This window comes from Hyunsoonleella flava, assembly GCF_004310325.1.
Taxonomy (GTDB): domain Bacteria; phylum Bacteroidota; class Bacteroidia; order Flavobacteriales; family Flavobacteriaceae; genus Jejuia; species Jejuia flava.
The window spans coordinates 1-17,380 of the sequence record NZ_SIRT01000006.1 but is presented as its reverse complement, the minus strand read 5'-3'; the positions used below and the strand labels follow the sequence as shown (position 1 = coordinate 17,380).

16 protein-coding genes are annotated in these 17,380 nt (G+C 36.5%); 6 read left to right on the top strand and 10 right to left on the bottom strand.

The genetic code is table 11. From position 1 onward, the window contains the following. Positions 1-107: 107 nt before the first annotated feature. Positions 108-3,464, top strand: a complete 3,357-nt coding sequence (gene secA / locus EYD45_RS08660) for a preprotein translocase subunit SecA (protein WP_130964147.1) — start codon at positions 108-110, stop codon at positions 3,462-3,464. A 17-nt stretch (positions 3,465-3,481) separates the two neighbouring features. Next, positions 3,482-4,279, top strand: a complete 798-nt coding sequence (locus EYD45_RS08655; RefSeq protein ID WP_130964146.1) for a M23 family metallopeptidase — start codon at positions 3,482-3,484, stop codon at positions 4,277-4,279. A 10-nt stretch (positions 4,280-4,289) separates the two neighbouring features. Here EYD45_RS08655 and EYD45_RS08650 read toward each other — a convergent pair whose 3' ends face one another. Continuing rightward, positions 4,290-4,676, bottom strand: a complete 387-nt coding sequence (locus tag EYD45_RS08650; RefSeq protein ID WP_130964145.1) for a hypothetical protein — start codon at positions 4,674-4,676, stop codon at positions 4,290-4,292. Next, complete coding sequence (locus tag EYD45_RS08645) at positions 4,666-5,370, bottom strand: RNA polymerase sigma factor (protein WP_317127933.1); 705 nt, start codon at positions 5,368-5,370, stop codon at positions 4,666-4,668. The genes EYD45_RS08650 and EYD45_RS08645 overlap by 11 nt, the downstream gene beginning before the upstream one ends. Before the next feature lie 16 nt (positions 5,371-5,386). Here EYD45_RS08645 and EYD45_RS08640 point away from each other — a divergent pair, with 16 nt between their 5' ends. Then, complete coding sequence (locus EYD45_RS08640) at positions 5,387-5,734, top strand: DUF6249 domain-containing protein (protein WP_130964144.1); 348 nt, start codon at positions 5,387-5,389, stop codon at positions 5,732-5,734. 58 nt (positions 5,735-5,792) lie between these two features. Here EYD45_RS08640 and EYD45_RS08635 read toward each other — a convergent pair whose 3' ends face one another. Then, positions 5,793-6,458, bottom strand: a complete 666-nt coding sequence (locus EYD45_RS08635) for a M15 family metallopeptidase (RefSeq protein ID WP_130964143.1) — start codon at positions 6,456-6,458, stop codon at positions 5,793-5,795. 38 nt (positions 6,459-6,496) lie between these two features. On the opposite strand from EYD45_RS08635, the gene EYD45_RS08630 reads away from it, so the two are divergent. The 3 genes from EYD45_RS08630 to EYD45_RS08620 all read left to right on the top strand — a co-directional run bounded on the left by EYD45_RS08630 (position 6,497) and on the right by EYD45_RS08620 (position 9,639). Further along, positions 6,497-7,126, top strand: coding sequence for an alpha-ketoglutarate-dependent dioxygenase AlkB family protein (locus tag EYD45_RS08630; RefSeq protein ID WP_130964142.1), 630 nt, complete (start codon positions 6,497-6,499; stop codon positions 7,124-7,126). Between the two features lie 440 nt (positions 7,127-7,566). Then, positions 7,567-8,871, top strand: a complete 1,305-nt coding sequence (locus EYD45_RS08625; RefSeq protein WP_130964141.1) for a DUF819 family protein — start codon at positions 7,567-7,569, stop codon at positions 8,869-8,871. 54 nt (positions 8,872-8,925) lie between these two features. Beyond that, positions 8,926-9,639 carry a DUF4369 domain-containing protein gene (locus EYD45_RS08620; RefSeq protein WP_130964140.1) on the top strand — a complete coding sequence of 238 codons (714 nt, stop codon included), beginning with the start codon at positions 8,926-8,928 and terminating at the stop codon, positions 9,637-9,639. A gap of 59 nt (positions 9,640-9,698) precedes the next feature. Here the strand turns inward: EYD45_RS08620 and EYD45_RS08615 are convergent, their stop codons facing one another. From EYD45_RS08615 to EYD45_RS08585, 7 genes are all read right to left on the bottom strand, one after another. Continuing rightward, entirely contained in the window at positions 9,699-9,968 is a 270-nt protein-coding gene (locus EYD45_RS08615) for a hypothetical protein (protein ID WP_130964139.1), read from the bottom strand. Positions 9,969-9,995: 27 nt separating this feature from the next. Continuing rightward, a complete protein-coding gene (locus tag EYD45_RS08610) occupies positions 9,996-10,970 on the bottom strand; it encodes a type I phosphomannose isomerase catalytic subunit (protein ID WP_130964138.1) in 975 nt (324 codons plus the stop codon). A gap of 2 nt (positions 10,971-10,972) precedes the next feature. Then, the gene (locus EYD45_RS08605) at positions 10,973-11,383 is read right to left on the bottom strand and encodes a 6-pyruvoyl trahydropterin synthase family protein (RefSeq protein WP_130964137.1); all 411 of its coding nucleotides are present in this window, start codon (positions 11,381-11,383) and stop codon (positions 10,973-10,975) included. Further along, positions 11,380-11,904, bottom strand: a complete 525-nt coding sequence (gene idi, locus EYD45_RS08600) for an isopentenyl-diphosphate Delta-isomerase (protein ID WP_130964136.1) — start codon at positions 11,902-11,904, stop codon at positions 11,380-11,382. Before idi ends, EYD45_RS08605 begins: the two co-directional genes overlap by 4 nt. 113 nt (positions 11,905-12,017) lie before the next feature. Beyond that, positions 12,018-13,922 (bottom strand): OmpA family protein, encoded by a 1,905-nt coding sequence (locus tag EYD45_RS08595; RefSeq protein ID WP_130964135.1) that lies wholly within the window; start codon positions 13,920-13,922, stop codon positions 12,018-12,020. Positions 13,923-13,934: 12 nt separating this feature from the next. Beyond that, a complete protein-coding gene (locus EYD45_RS08590) occupies positions 13,935-14,867 on the bottom strand; it encodes a PorP/SprF family type IX secretion system membrane protein (protein WP_130964134.1) in 933 nt (310 codons plus the stop codon). A gap of 32 nt (positions 14,868-14,899) precedes the next feature. Then, a partial coding sequence (locus tag EYD45_RS08585; RefSeq protein ID WP_130964133.1) for a T9SS type B sorting domain-containing protein occupies positions 14,900-17,380 on the bottom strand: 2,481 nt, incomplete at its 5' end.

Genomic DNA, 17,380 nt, shown 5'->3' with positions numbered 1-17,380 from the left:
AGCAGAAAAAAGTAGAACAAAATGTATCTTTGAAAGTCGCTTTTAAAAGCGCATATAGAAATGATAAAACCTAGGGTTTTCCTAGTTAAAATATAAAAACTTACAGTATGGGATTTTTAGATTCGGTCTTAAAAGTATTTGTTGGAGACAAATCGAAACAAGACGTGAAGGCGATTTCGCCAATTGTTGATCAAATTAAAACGTTTGAAAGTGCCCTTGAAGCCCTGTCTCACGATGAATTGAGAGGAAAAACTACAGAATTTAAAGCCAAAATTGCAGAGGCAACAGCTGATATTGATGCTGAAATCTCTAAGCTTACCGAAGAGGCGGAAAACACAGAAGATATTGATATTCGTGAGGATATTTATGAGCAAATTGATAAACTTAAAGATAATGCTTACGAGGTAACCGAAGGTGTTTTGAATGCTATTTTGCCTGAGGCTTTTGCCGTAGTTAAAGAAACCGCTAAACGTTTTGTAAATAATACCGAAATTACAGTAAAAGCCAATGAGTTTGACAGAACCTTATCTGGCGAAAAAACGTATGTAACCCTTGATGGTGATGATGCTATATGGGCAAACTCGTGGGATGCTGCCGGAAAACCCATTACTTGGGATATGGTGCATTACGATGTACAATTGATTGGTGGTATTGCCTTGCACCAAGGTAAAATTGCAGAGATGCAAACAGGTGAGGGTAAAACACTTGTGGCAACCCTACCTGTATATTTAAATGCGCTTGCCGAGAAAGGTGTGCATTTGGTAACAGTTAACGATTACCTTGCAAAACGTGATAGCGCGTGGATGGCTCCTATTTTTGAGTTCCATGGCATGAGTGTAGATTGTATTGACTACCATCAACCAAATTCTGATGCACGAAGAAAAGCATATAACGCCGATATCACCTACGGAACTAATAATGAATTTGGTTTTGATTATCTGCGTGATAACATGTCGCACTCGCCAGACGATTTGGTACAACGTCCGCACCACTATGCCATCGTGGATGAGGTGGATTCTGTTTTGGTAGATGATGCTCGTACACCATTGATTATTTCTGGACCAATCCCGAAAGGCGATCGTCACGAATTTAACGAATTAAAGCCTAAAGTTGATGATATTGTTGCCGTACAGCGCAAATATCTAACTGGAGTTTTAGCAGAAGCAAAAAAACTAATTAAGGAAGGTGATGCTAAAGAGGGTGGTTTCCAATTGTTACGAGTATATCGTGGTATGCCTAAAAACAAGGCGTTAATTAAGTTTTTATCAGAAGAAGGTGTAAAACAATTATTGCAGAAAACCGAAAACTTCTACATGCAGGATAATAACCGTGAAATGCCTAAGGTAGATGCGGAATTATACTATGTTATTGAAGAAAAGAACAATCAGATTGAGCTGACGGATAAGGGTATTGAATATATTTCTGGAAAGGACGACCCTAATTTCTTCGTAATGCCTGAAATAGGTATTGAAATCGCTAAAATTGAGGAACAAAATCTGGAAAAAGAAAAAGAGGCTGAACTTAAAGAGGAGCTATTTAAGGAATTTGGTGTGAAATCAGAACGCATACACACCCTCAATCAGTTGTTAAAAGCTTATGCCCTATTCGAAAAAGATACCCAATATGTGGTGATGGATAATAAGGTAATGATTGTTGATGAGCAAACGGGACGTATCATGGACGGTCGTCGCTACTCTGATGGATTACATCAAGCAATTGAAGCCAAGGAAAATGTGAAAATTGAAGATGCTACACAAACCTTTGCTACCGTTACCTTACAGAACTACTTTAGAATGTACCGCAAACTATCTGGTATGACGGGTACAGCGGTTACTGAAGCAGGTGAATTCTGGGAAATCTATAAATTGGATGTGGTTGAAATTCCAACCAACCGTCCAATCGCACGTGATGATAGAGAGGATTTAGTATATAAAACCAAGCGTGAAAAATACAATGCTGTTATTGATGAAGTCACCAAATTATCACAAGCTGGTCGCCCGGTATTAATAGGTACTACTTCGGTTGAGATTTCGGAATTATTAGGAAAAATGTTGAGTATTCGAAAGATTCCGCATAATATCCTGAACGCAAAACAACATAAAAAAGAAGCTGAAATTGTAGATCAAGCCGGTAAATCTGGTCAGGTTACCATTGCAACCAATATGGCGGGTCGTGGTACAGATATTAAATTAAGTGATGAAGTAAAAGCAGCTGGAGGTTTAGCCATTGTAGGTACCGAGCGTCATGATTCGCGTCGTGTAGATAGACAGTTGCGTGGTCGTGCTGGACGTCAAGGAGATCCAGGAAGTTCTCAATTTTATGTATCTCTTGAAGATAATTTGATGCGCTTATTTGGTAGTGAGCGTATCGCCAAAATGATGGACCGTATGGGGTTAAAGGAAGGTGAAGTGATTCAACATTCCATGATTTCAAAGTCCATAGAACGTGCTCAGAAAAAAGTTGAGGAAAACAACTTTGGTGTGCGTAAGCGTTTATTAGAGTATGATGATGTGATGAACGCACAACGAGAGGTTGTTTACAAACGTCGCTACAATGCCCTGAACGGAGAACGCCTTCGTGTAGATTTAGCAAATATGATTTTTGATACTTCTGAAGGCATTGCTGAAACTAATAAAGGTGCAAACGATTTCAAAAACTTTGAATTTGAATTGATTCGTTACTTCTCCATGAGTTCTCCGATAACCGAGGAAGAATTTGGAAAATTATCTGCACAAGACATCACTTCAAAAATTTATAAAGCTGCATTTGAAAGTTACAGAGAGAAAATGGAGCGCAATGCTGAAATTGCATTCCCTGTGATAAAAAATGTACATGAAAATCAAGGTGATAAATTTAAACGCATTGTGGTACCATTTACGGATGGCGTTAAGAGTTTAAATGTAGTGACTGATTTACAAAAAGCGTATGAAACCAACGGTAAACAGTTAATCACTGATTTTGAAAAGAACATCGCACTCGCCATTATTGACGATGCATGGAAAACACATTTGCGCAAAATGGATGAATTAAAGCAATCCGTTCAGTTAGCAGTTCACGAGCAAAAAGATCCATTACTCATTTATAAGTTTGAAGCGTTTGAATTGTTTAAGGCCATGATTGATGATGTAAATAAAGATGTCATCTCCTTCTTATTTAAAGGTGAATTGCCTCAGGAAACCCAGGATACTATTCAAGAAGCCAGAGCAAGAAAACGTGAAAAGGTAGAAACTTCAAAAGAGGAAATCCCCAATTTAGATGAGCGTTCTGCACAAAGTAGAGCTGCAGGAAACACCCAACGCCAGCAACAACAAGTAGTGGAAACCATTGTTCGCGACAGACCAAAAATTGGGCGTAATGATCGTGTTACGATAAAACATGTATTAAACGGTGAAAACAAAACACTGAAATACAAACAAGCCGAACCTTTAATTGCCAAAGGTGATTGGGTTTTGGTTGAGGATTAGCAGAACTTTCAGAAATCATGAGAAGAGTAATGTTTAGTATCCTGATTGCACTTTTATTTTTTGAAAGTAATGGTCAGGATATTAAATTTTCTAAAATAAAAAGTGATACTGCAACTACCTTTAATTTTGTAAATAAAACCTACGCTCCTATCACACTAAAAATTACACATAAAAAAGATTCTGAAATCCGATTTTTGGAGGGGGAGACTTTGTGCAAACCTCAAGACTCTCTTATTAACGTTGTAAATATTCCTAAACGTCTCTTTGAGAACGATAGTACTTTTGAAACTTCGGATTACATAGGTCTATCCTACTCTTTTGGAAAGCGCCTACATAAAGATTCTATTAAAAAACATCTCTACGAACTTCCGTTTCAAAAAAGAAAGCGTTACAAAATCATGCAAGGGTTTAATGGTAAGTTTTCCCATCGTTCGGTTCAATCTAAATATGCCATAGACTTTAAAATTCCAATTGGTGATACCATAGTCGCTGCTCGCAACGGATATGTTGTAAGAGTTGTGTCTCATTTTACTGAACGGGGCGGTAAAAGTTTCAGAGATAAAGCTAATCAGATCGTCATTGTTCACGACGATGCCACATTTGCCTACTATGTCCATCTAGACACTAATGGTACGCTTGTAGAAGTAAATGATTACGTTGAAGCTGGACAACCTATAGGTATTGCAGGCTTTACGGGTTATACAACAAAACCGCATCTACATTTTGTAGTGCGTAATTATGACACGGCCATTCCCATCGAATTTAAAAAAAGGAAAGATATCGGTAAAAAATCTGGAGTTTGGGTTAGAAACTAAATTTAGAGTGTCAAACCTCAAACCTCTTATCAAAATAATATTTTAACAAAGGCACTTGAATGCAAATCATCAAAGCAAACAACAGCACTGTGTAAGTAACTGACTTTGATAGTTGAAAACTTGGAACTAAACCAGTAATATCGAGGCTTGAAAACCATCCTGAATCACTAACAAAATGATGCTTAAATAAGTATCCCACCCAAAATAACAAAGTTGCTAAAATTATTACCCAAACAACTTTTGGCACCAAAGGCTTGTAGACTAATTCTTTTTTTGTCTCAGCCTCAATTCTAGACATGACTTCAAAAGTAAAATCAGGAGCCAACTCTTCTGTATTAATTTCAGAAAAAACGCTTTGCATAAGCTTATCTAAATGCTCATCCTTTTTATTTTCCATAATACTGCATTATTTGAGGTTCTAACCTTTGTTTCATTATAATAGCTAATCGTTTTCTCGCTCTGTGTAATTTCACCTTTATATTATTAGCTTTTAAGCCGGTAATTTTTGATATTTCCTCTAAAGATAATTCTCCATAATAGTATAATGTGAGTATAAAACTATCTTCACTGGCCAATGCTTCAATACATGTTTTTATCGCATTCTCTCGATCAATTTGCACTAGTTTTTCCAGAGCGTCATCAATAACTTCAATATCATAAGCATCATACTTATCAATGTTCACCTCTTGATGTTTACGTTTTTGTCTTTTAATAGCATCTAAACATGAATTGTATGTAACCTTATAAATCCATGTCGATAGTTTAGAATCACCTTTAAACTTATACAACGACTTATATACTTTTATAAACACATCCTGAGATATCTCCTCGGCATCTTCTCTATGTTTTAGCATTCTTAAGGCCAACGTAAACACGAGATTCTTATACCTATCTACAAGAATTGAAAATGCTTGAACGTCTCCTTCAAGAATTTGATTGATGATGTGTTGGTCGTTGTTAATGGTCATTTGTTTTATAGACGACAATTTAATAACCTTGGTTACAGGTATTTTAATAAAATATTTAAAAGAAAGTGTAACCATAATTGAGAAGTTGTCGTCATAACCAATGAACACATTAAAATTAATCAATTAAAAACAAACAGTTATGGGATCAGAATTAATTATAATACCAGTAATTTTTGCAGCTATTTTCGGTGTATTCTATTTGTATTTTTCAACAAGGAACAAAGAGCGGTTGGCTTTAATAGAAAAAGGTGCAGACGCCAGTATTTTTGTAAAGGGAAAAACGCAAACGGCTCCAATCTGGAAAGTGCTTATTTTAAATCTAGCACTCTTGCTTATGGGGATTGGTGTAGGGGTTTTTATTGCTAGTTTATTGGAGAATTACACCACTTTGGATGAAGATGCTGTGTATCCAGCAACCATTTTCTTAATGGCGGGAATTGGATTATTTATAGGGTTTAATATGACTAAAGATTTGGACAAAGAATAAAACTTCAACTAAACCAAACTTTAAAAAACTGCTTTCGATTCTGTTGAAAGCAGTTTTTTTATTCTATTGGAAAATCAAAATACGTATTAGGAAACGGTTCTTCTCTTAAAGTAAAATGCCACCATTCTCTGGGATAGTTTCTAAAACCATATTTTAACATGACTCTTTGCAATAACTGCCTATTCGTTTTTTGTTCATTTGAAATATTACTGTAATTTATCCAAGATTGTTTACCAAAAAAATCATAAGCACTGCCCATATCTAATTCTTCTTTGGTGGTTAAATCGATTATTGTGATATCTATTGTACTACCTTTTGTATGGCCAGAACGGGATGCAATATATTCCTCTTTAAACAAATCTATTTTCCTGACATCTGGATAAAACTGTGCTTTATTTATGGTGTCATTCAGGTTTTTTGCCCATCGTATAAAATGGTTAACAGCTCGCTGGGGTCTGTAACCATCATAAACCTTTAATCCCAAATTTTTCTTTCTTAATTCTTTTTGAACCTTTTTTAAAGCCTCTACGGTTTCTTCAGTTAAAATGAGGCAATTATTATTGTAACCTTCTATTGGTCTACCAACAAAATTATTGGTTCCTAAATATCGAAGTTCCACATTTAATTCGGGGATTAGGTCATTTGCATAAACAAACCCTTCTGGCAATTGGCAAAAACCAAAAAAAGTATTTAATAAAAATAAAAAAGATAGCCTTAGTTTCATTTACAAAACGATTTATGCTAATTTAGAAAATAAAAACCATGCGACTATTGAATGCCAAAAATTTAAACCTAAAGGATGCAGATGTTACATATTATCCCAACTTTTTCAGTAAAAATGAAGCAGACACTTTCTTTAAAAATTTAAAAGCTGAAATCAATTGGCAACAAGATGAAATAAAAGTGTTTGGAAAAGTGTATAATCAACCAAGATTAACCTCTTTTTTTGCTACAAATGAAGAACCTTATTCCTATAGTAATATTACCATGTATCCTCATGTTTTTGAAAAGGACATTTTAAAGGTTAAACATCTCATAGAAAGCGAATTAAATATCAATTTTACAAGCTGTTTAGCGAACCTTTATCGTGATGGAAAAGATAGTAATGGTTGGCATGCGGATGATGAAAAATCACTTGGAAAAAACCCGGTAATTGCATCAGTAACATTTGGGGAAGAACGCCCATTTCATTTTAAGCATAAAAAGAACAAATTATTAAAAGAAAAGATGATACTAAAACACGGAAGTGTACTGTTAATGCAGGGGTTTACACAAGAAAATTGGTTGCATCAAATTCCTAAAACAAAACGTGAAATAGGTCCTAGAATTAACCTAACATTTCGAATTATTCCACAAAAAAACCGAGTTCCCTCAAACTCGGTTCTTTCTTAATTTGCTTTTATATTATGTGCTAGATTTGGGGTCTCCACATCAACAACATAACGCAAATATTAATTAATTAATCCATTGAACTAAAAAGTATGTTATTTAGTACGAGTCAAATATAAAAACCGATTTAAATTACAACGACAAAAAACATAAATAATCGATGAAATACACATTTTTTTAACACACTTCGTCGATGTAATGCATATTATCGACGAAATACATTGTTTTTAGTTTTTTGAGCATAAAAAAAGCACCTAAAGAATAGGTGCTTTTTTACTAACTAACCAACCAAAATATGAAATTACAATTCAAAAGTTTAAAGTAACCACTCAATAAACTTATAATTGAAGTGTAACTATCTAGTACGTACCAACTACTGTGCCAAAGTTTTATTTGTACCTTTTTTATTTTATTTATCTTAGAATCTTCTAAGACAGATTTATATGGAAAATCAACCAATATTTACCCAAGACACTATAGTATTTGGGATTTTGATGCTGGCATTAGGATTTGTATTCTACACATCCTCAAGCTCCAATGCATTTTGGAAAAAGTTTTACAAATACATACCTGCGCTCCTTATGGCCTATATGCTACCAGGTGCATTAACCACGCTAGGTATCATTGCTCCAGAGTGGACCTCAACAAATGAAGCAGGAGATATTATAGAACACCAGTCTCAAGTATATTACATAGCCAGTAGGTTCTTACTTCCTGCCGCACTGGTATTAATGACATTAAGTATAGATTTAAAGGCCATCTATAATTTGGGGCCAAAAGCATTGATTATGTTTTTAACAGGAACAGTTGGCGTAATCATAGGGGGGCCAATTGCTATTTTATTGATCTCTATGGTATCTCCAGAAACCGTTGGCGGCGCAGGTCCTGATGCTGTATGGAGAGGCTTAGCTACATTAGCAGGTAGTTGGATTGGTGGTGGTGCAAACCAAGCGGCAATGCTCGAAATTTATAGGTTTAATACCGATAACTACGCAGGAATGGTAATAGTAGATATAGTTGTTGCCAATATTTGGATGGCCATCTTGCTATTGGGTATTGGTAAATCTGAAAAAATTGACCAATGGCTTAAAGCTGATAATAGCGCCATTGAGGTTTTGAAAGAGCGTGTCTCATCTTATGCTGATAAAATTTCAAGAAACCCTTCCTTAAGTGATTTAATGGTTATTCTTGGTATTGCATTTACTATTGTAGGCGTTGCACATTTTGGAGCAAATAATATTTCTGAATTTTTAACAACAAATTTTGAGGCTGTTAGAGATAAATCTTCGGCCATGTCTTCTTTCGGTTCACAATTTTTTTGGATGATTACCATAGCAACAATTCTTGGGATTTTAATGTCGTTCACAAAATTTAAAACATATGAAGGTGCTGGTGCAAGCAAAATTGGCAGTGTATTCATTTACATTCTTGTTGCAAGTATCGGAATGAAAATGGATTTAACTAAAATTTTGGAAAACCCAGGGCTGATTTTCGTTGGACTAGTTTGGATGGCCATTCATGTTGGATTATTATTTCTTGTTGCAAAAATTATAAGAGCACCATATTTCTTTTTAGCTGTTGGAAGTAAGGCAAATATTGGAGGGGCAGCGTCTGCTCCTGTTGTTGCCGCGGCATTTCATCCATCTTTAGCTACAGTTGGAGTGCTATTAGCCGTTTTTGGTTATGTTGTTGGAACCTATGGTGCCATGCTATGTGCAGAACTCATGAAAATTGCCGCTGGAGGTTAGTATATTTTTAATAATTATTAAGATATTTGCGCACCAAATTACACTTTATTTTTTATGAAAAAGTTCAGCATTCTGTTTATTATTTTATCACTATTCGCGTGTTCTGAAACTCCGAAGGACTTAATAGTAAAAACCAATATAAAAGGTTTAAAAAAAGGAACTGTATATCTAAAACGAGTAATAGATACGGTTATGGTAACTGTGGATTCCATTGTTGTAAACGGCAATTCTGAATTTGAATTGTATGCTGATTTGGACGAACCAGATTTGTTATTTTTAGACCTTGATAAAAACTCCAAAGAAGAGGATAGAATTAGCTTTTTTGCTGATAAAGGTATTATTGAAATTAATACTTCTTTGAAAAATTTTGTAACAGATGCGAAAATTAAAGGTTCTGAGCACCAAAAAGTCTTAGAAGATTATCAGGAGCTAATGTCTCGTTTAAACAACAGGAATTTAGATTTGATAAAAGAAAGTTTTGAAGCTGGAAAAAGCGGAGATACCGCTGCAATAAATAGTGTAGAAAAAAAGCAGGTCAGCCTTATAAGAAACAGATATCTGCAAACGGTAAACTTTGCCTTAAACCATAGCGATAGTGAAGTTGCGGCTTATCTTGCTTTATCCGAAATTTACGATGCCAACAACCATTTATTAGATACTATACATAAATCCTTAACCCCAAAAATTAAAGATTCTAAATATGGTAAGGAACTACGCAAGTTTTTAGAAGCACGAAAGAAAAATGAAGCAGAACAAAAAAAGCCTTAAAACTTAATTTTAAGGCTTTTTTAGCCACTATTGGCTTACGAGAATTATATGAAAAAAAGCTATCCTAGCTTGTTAATCTTTTCAATTAATGCTTTTCCTCTATTTTCCAACTCTTCGTTAATAGCTTTAAAATGTGCTTTTTTATTCTCTACACTTCTATCATTTACTTTAGCAATTAACTCGTCAAACGTTTCAATAGCTTCATCTATAATTGCTTCGCTCTTTTTTGTGTCCTTATCAGTATTCTCATATTCCCATACATAAACAGCTTCTATAATATCTCCCAACACATAATTTATATCCTTTTTAAGGTCTCTTACACTTGCCATAATTATATTTTTTAATTAATTGTAAATCTAAACATATACTTCCAATAATGTAGCATTTTTAGAGCGAATTTGATAAGATTTTAAAGCAGCAGGCAACAATATTGTTTCTCCTTTTGCTACAGTTTCTGTAAAACCATTTGCTTCAATCTCTACTTCTCCGCTAGTACACATGTAAATAAAAAACGAATCTTTGTTATTTAATTTATCCAAAGTTTCAGTAACCTTTAAATAACTTGTATTAAAATAAGGACAGCTTACCATTTCATTTGAAATATTCTCTTCTTTTGAGTAATTCACACGAAAATTATCAGGCATATCAAAATCTATAGCGTCTATTGCTAAATCATTGTGCAACTCCCTTTTGTTTCCTTCGTCATCTACTCTATCCCAATCGTAAACTCTATAAGTGATATCGCTTGTTTGTTGAATTTCAGCAACCATAACTCCTGCTCCAATTGTATGAACACGTCCTACTTCAATAAAATAAGTGTCTCCTTCGGATACTTTATCGAAATTTAAAATCTCGGTTAACGTTTTTTCTTTAAGATGCTTTAAATATATTTCCGGAGTTACTTTTTGATTGAAACCTACTATCAAATTGGAGTTCTCATCCGCCTGAACTACGTACCACATCTCAGTTTTTCCAAATGAATTGTGACGTTTTGCTGCTATTTCATCGTTTGGGTGCAATTGTATGGATAAATCTTGTTTCGCATCAATAAACTTTATGAGCAAAGGAAACTTATCGCCAAAAACTTCATGATTTTTTTCCCCTAAAATATCTCCCTTGAATTTTAATAATAAATCTTTTAGTGATTTTCCCTTTAACAAACCATTTGAAACTATTGAAGTATCTCCTTCAACGTCACTTATCTCCCAACTTTCCCCTATGTTTGAGGACTCTGAGTTTTTGTTAAGTATTTCTCTTAATTTTTGACCTCCCCATATTTTTTCCTTTAAAATCGGGGTAAACTTTATAGGGTATAATGTCTCATTATTCATACTTAGCCTCCAGAATAGGTCACAAAATTACGCGGTGTTTCATATAAGGTTATTTCCAAATCCAAATCTGAATCCAGTTTTGATTTCATTTTATTGTAAATAACCACCGCTATATTTTCAGCCGTAGGATTTAAGTTTTCAAATTCAGGCACTTCCAAATTTAGATTCTTATGATCGAAGGCTACTTCAACTTCACTCTTAATAATGTCTTTTAGCACCTTCATATCAATAACATAACCTGTTTCAGGATCAATTTCTCCTGTTACACTTGCTATTAATTCATAATTATGCCCATGAAAATTAGGGTTGTTACACTTTCCGAAAATGGTGTCATTTTTTTCAAAACTCCAATCTTTTCTATACAACCGATGCGCCGCATTAAAATGTGCCTTTCTACTAACTGTTACTTTCATGAATTTACATTTATATGTTGGTAGAATTTATCAAAAATAACTTTAAACCAAGCGGTATATCGTTCTGGGTGTAATGAAATATCCACCTTAACTTCTTCTAAAGGCATCCATTTCCAATCTGCCACCTCTTCAGGGTTTATCTCTGGCGTACCATCATAATTACCCAACAAAACATGGTCATACTCGTGCTCAGTTAATCCATTATCAAAAGGTGCCTTATAAATAAAAGAAATGGATTCTTTTAAATCTACAACAAAACCCATCTCTTCTTGAAGTCTGCGTTTCCCAGCTTCAATGTTTGATTCTCCATCTCTTTGATGACTGCAACATGTGTTTGTCCAAAGCCCTGGAGAATGATATTTGTCTAGGGCTCGTTGCTGCAGCATTAATTCGTTATTTCTATTAAAAATAAAGACCGAAAATGCACGATGCAATAACGCCTTTTCATGAGCTTCCATCTTAGGCATTAATCCTATTTGTTCATCTTGTTCGTTAACAAGAATTACTTTTTCTTCTTTCATAGTTTAGCAAAAATACGAACAAAAAATTACTTGCTTTACCCGTTTTTCAAAATGAGTTCAATAAAAAAAGCACCTAAATAAATTTAGATGCCTTTTTAGGTTGATGGTTAATATTAATTTTCAATTACTATAAATTCACTACGTCTGTTTGCCTGATGCTCTGTTTTAGAACACTTTACACCGTTAGAACAGCGGTTAGTTAATCTCGTTTCACCATAACCGTCTCCAGATATTCTACCAGCAGAAATCTCTCCTTTATTTATGATATATTCTTTAGTAGAAGTATTTCTACGTTGCGACAATGACATGTTATAAGCATCTCTACCTCTAGAATCTGTATGAGATCTAACATCTATTTTTACAGTTGGATACTCCTTCATATATTTAATAACCTTAGCCAACTCTATCTCTGCATCAGGTCGAATAAAGGACTTATCATAATCAAAATAAATTGGATTTAAATTTAATAACAAAGCCAAATCTGTACCAATTTTTGCTGCACTTGGTTCTAAAGCCAATTGTAATTTTAAATCTTCTCCGTTACCAGTTTCTACTGTAAAATCAGTAAAATCGTCTTCAAATTTTTCTTTCTGAGCTTCTACAATATATGTTTGCTCTTTACAACTAAGGTTAAATTGGAACTTCCCATTACTGTCACTTTTAACAGACTCTAAAACATTATTATTTTCATCTTTAAGCACAACATCCGCATTACCCAAAATTTCCTTTGTTCTTTTATTTATAACTGTACCTATTATATCATATTCGCAATCTGGAATTTCGAAACTGTAGATATCATCATCTCCCTTTCCTCCTTTTCTATTTGAAGAAATATAGCCTTTACGGGTAGACTCATTAATGATATATGCGAAATCATCTTTAGGGCTGTTAATAGGTTTTCCCATGTTTTTTAATATATCTGACTTCATATTAGCCGCTTCAATCATAAAAACGTCTAAGCCTCCCAAACCTTGATGACCATCTGACGAAAAGTATAGCATTCCCTTTTCGCTAATAAAAGGAAAGTTCTCTCTTCCTTCTGTGTTTACTTTTGGTCCCAAATTCATTGGAGCTCCATAAGTCCCGTCTTCATTTATAGCGACCATAAAAATATCGGACCTTCCCTTTGTCCCTGGCATATCTGAAGCGAAGTACAGCTTTTTTTCATCTACGCTTAGAGTAGGATGAGCTACACTATATTCGTCATCGTTAAATGGTAAAGATTCCACATCCGTCCACTCACCATCAATCATAGTAGCTTTATAAATCTTAAGTGCGTGGGTGTTTTCACTATTCTTTTTAAACTTACCGTTAAAAAAATTATTCCTCGTGAAATACACCGTTTTACCATCTTTCGTGTAAGCTGTTGAAGACTCATGATATTTGGTATTGATATCACCCTTTATTTCTTGAACATTACCTTCAGCATCAAGTTCAAATAGATCTAAAAATGGTTGTGCATTCCAATTATATAGTTTCTCGTCTTGATCTCTAGATGATGCAAAAACTAAATTCCCATTATGCAAAGACGCTCCAAAATCAGAAAATGAGGTGTTAATATCCAAATTAGATAGCGCATAATCCTGAGACATAGTTGCAATGGCTTCAAGATAATCTGCATTGTTTAAAAACTCCACACCTCTGGAATCATCAGGTCTCAAGGCTGCAAAAGTTCTAAGTGCTTCGTCCGCTTCTTTGTACCTTTCCTGTGCTTTTAATGCCTGGGCATATCTAAAATAATTTTCAGGATTGGTTTGAGCGTTAACTTCAATAAGTTTTGCATACCATTTGGCAGCATCTTCCATTTCAGAATTAAAATAAAAGGTGTTTGCCAGTTTTTCTATCACTTCTGGCGATACTTCATCTTTATTGGCTAATTCCAATAACGTACTTCTAGAATCAATATATGCAAGCTTATCATACTGCTTTACTGCACTTGAAACTTTACCTTTTTGAGCATGAGTAAGCCCAAATACAAAAATGGTTAAAATAGAAAATATGTATATTCTTTTTTTCATATCAGTAGCTTTTTAGAAGAATCTTGGTGATAAAATTCTACCTATTTGTTGTAATTCAAATCTTAGCATTATCTCATGGGTTCCGCTGTTGTAATTATTCAATGCTGTAGTAGTCGCATCATATGCGTACCCTACAAATAAACCTCTACTCAATTGAAATCCTACAAGCCCACTAAAAGAATCGTCCCATCTGTAAGCTGCACCTATTGTCAACTTATCATTAAACAATGCGTTTAGAGATAAATCTGCTATTAATGGCGCTCCAGATACACCTTTCACTAAAAATGCAGGCTTTAGCTTAGTTCTATCACTTAAATCAAACACATATCCTCCTATTAAGAAATAATGAAGACGCTCTGTTGCGATTGACTCCTGAAAATCATCGTAATGCTCTGTGGTTAACATATTTGGAACAGATAAACCCAGATACCATTTATCTGAATGCAAATACATTGCAGCTCCTAATGTAGGAGATATTAAATTGATGTTCTCATTAAACAACCTATCAGGATTTTGAAATAAACCTTTACTCCAATCTGTATCAAGAATATGCAAGCCACCTTTCACTCCAAAGGATAGTTCTAAATCTCCAGAATCATTTACTGGAATTGTATAAGAAAAATTTGCATCAATATTGGTCTCCTCTGCAGGCCCCAATTGGTCACTTACAATATTAAGCCCCAAACCTAATCGTTCATTTTTTAATGGAGAATGAATGCCGAATGTAATGGTTTTAGGCGCGCCGTCAATACCAACCCATTGTGTTCTATAGAGAGCGGTAGCACTCAAAACATCTCGTTGACCTGCATATGCCGCATTCACACTCATTGTATTATACATATACTGCGTATATTGCGGGTCTTGCTGTGCATTTGTTTCCAAACTTAATAGTGCAGTAAACACTACTAAACTTAAACCTTTTAAGAATGATGAATTCTGTATCATTTTTTTAATCTTTATTAGTCGTTTACTGTTTACTATCTGTTTATATATAACCATCCAACTTTAGGTTTAGAGCCATCTCCAAAGTCTAAAACATAATAATATGTACCGGGTGGTAGTTTCTCGTCTGCGTTTACAGTAGCTCTTCCATTGGATGTCCCATCCCAGTCATTATTGTAACCTTGTTTCTCATAAACCAAATTACCCCACCTGTTATAAACCTCTAACTTGTTATTAGGGAAGTTTGAAATGCAGTTAATAATTAACGTATCATTTACACCATCTCCATTAGGTGAGAACTCATTAAATACAAGTAAGCAACCTAACTCTGTAAATGTTGGATCATCAGAAGTGTTACCATCCAAATCATCACCGTCATCACTAACATCTGACACGGTTCCAATACCAGTATTTGTACCAATAGCTACAACACTATTACTCACTCCCCCTGCATTAATAGCAGCTTGATCTATTGTAAAGCTTGCACTATAAGTTGCTATCTCTCCAACTAACAATGTACCTTCTAAGCTACCTAAACTAGCATCCACAAATGTTGGTTCTTCGGTTAATGATATGATATTACCATTCGCGTCAGTAAAAGTATCTGTTAATGAAATTCCTGTTAAAACAAAATCACCAGTATTTTCAACCTCTATAGTATAATCAATCCTATCTCCTAAAGAGGTACCTCTTACATCTGCTACTTTAGTAACCCTAATCGAAGCTTCACATCCAGTAGTTATTGGATCACATGGATCATTTGGATCACTCGGACCAGTCGGAACTTCAGGTGTTCCAGGGTCATCTATTCCCGTTGTCTCCTCACAGTCCGTAAGACCATCTCCATCGCTGTCCGTGGTATTGATACCTATCGGATCGCATGGATCGTTCGGATCGCTTGTCGGTCCACCTGGGAAGGTCGTTGGATCGTCTGGTGTACTCGGATCGTCGATACCCGTTGTCTCCTCACAGTCTGTAAGTCCGTCACCATCGCTGTCCGTGGTATTGATACCTATCGGATCGCATGGATCGTTTGGATCACTTGTTGGTCCGCCTGGGAACGTCGTTGGATCGTCAGGTGTACTCGGATCGTCGATGCCCGTTGTCTCCTCACAATCTGTAAGTCCATCTCCATCACTGTCCGTTGTATCGATACCTATCGGATCACATGGATCGTTCGGATCGCTTGTCGGTCCACCTGGGAAGGTCGTTGGATCGTCAGGTGTGCTCGGATCGTCGATACCAGTAGTCTCCTCACAGTCTGTAAGTCCGTCACCATCGCTGTCCGTGGTATCGATACCTATTGGATCACATGGATCGTTTGGATCACTCGTCGGGCCGCCTGGGAAGGTCGCTGGATCGTCTGGTGTGTTTGGATCGTCGATGCCCGTTGTCTCCTCACAGTCCGTAAGACCATCTCCATCGCTGTCCGTGGTATTGATACCTATCGGATCGCATGGATCGTTCGGATCGCTTGTCGGTCCACCTGGGAAGGTCGTTGGATCGTCTGGTGTACTCGGATCGTCGATACCCGTTGTCTCCTCACAATCTGTAAGACCATCACCATCACTGTCCGTTGTATCGATACCTATGGGATCACATGGATCGTTTGGATCACTTGTTGGTCCGCCTGGGAAGGTCGTTGGATCGTCTGGTGTACTCGGATCGTCGATGCCCGTTGTCTCCTCACAATCTGTAAGACCATCACCATCACTGTCCGTGGTATTGATACCTATCGGATCACATGGATCGTTCGGATCGCTTGTCGGTCCACCTGGGAAGGTCGTTGGATCGTCAGGTGTGCTCGGATCGTCGATACCAGTAGTCTCCTCACAGTCCGTAAGACCATCTCCATCACTGTCCGTGGTATTGATACCTATCGGATCACATGGATCGTTCGGATCGCTTGTCGGTCCACCTGGGAAGGTCGTTGGATCGTCAGGTGTGCTCGGATCGTCGATACCAGTAGTCTCCTCACAGTCTGTAAGTCCGTCACCATCGCTGTCCGTGGTATCGATACCTATGGGATCACATGGATCGTTTGGATCACTTGTTGGTCCGCCTGGGAACGTCGTTGGATCGTCTGGTGTACTCGGATCGTCGATGCCCGTTGTCTCCTCACAGTCCGTAAGACCATCTCCATCACTGTCCGTTGTATCGATACCTATCGGATCACATGGATCGTTCGGATCGCTTGTCGGTCCACCTGGGAAGGTCGTTGGATCGTCAGGTGTGCTCGGATCGTCGATACCAGTAGTCTCCTCACAGTCTGTAAGACCATCTCCATCGCTGTCCGTGGTATTGATACCTATCGGATCGCATGGATCGTTCGGATCGCTTGTCGGTCCACCTGGGAAGGTCGTTGGATCGTCTGGTGTACTCGGATCGTCGATACCCGTTGTCTCCTCACAGTCTGTAAGTCCGTCACCATCGCTGTCCGTGGTATTGATACCTATCGGATCGCATGGATCGTTTGGATCACTTGTTGGTCCGCCTGGGAACGTCGTTGGATCGTC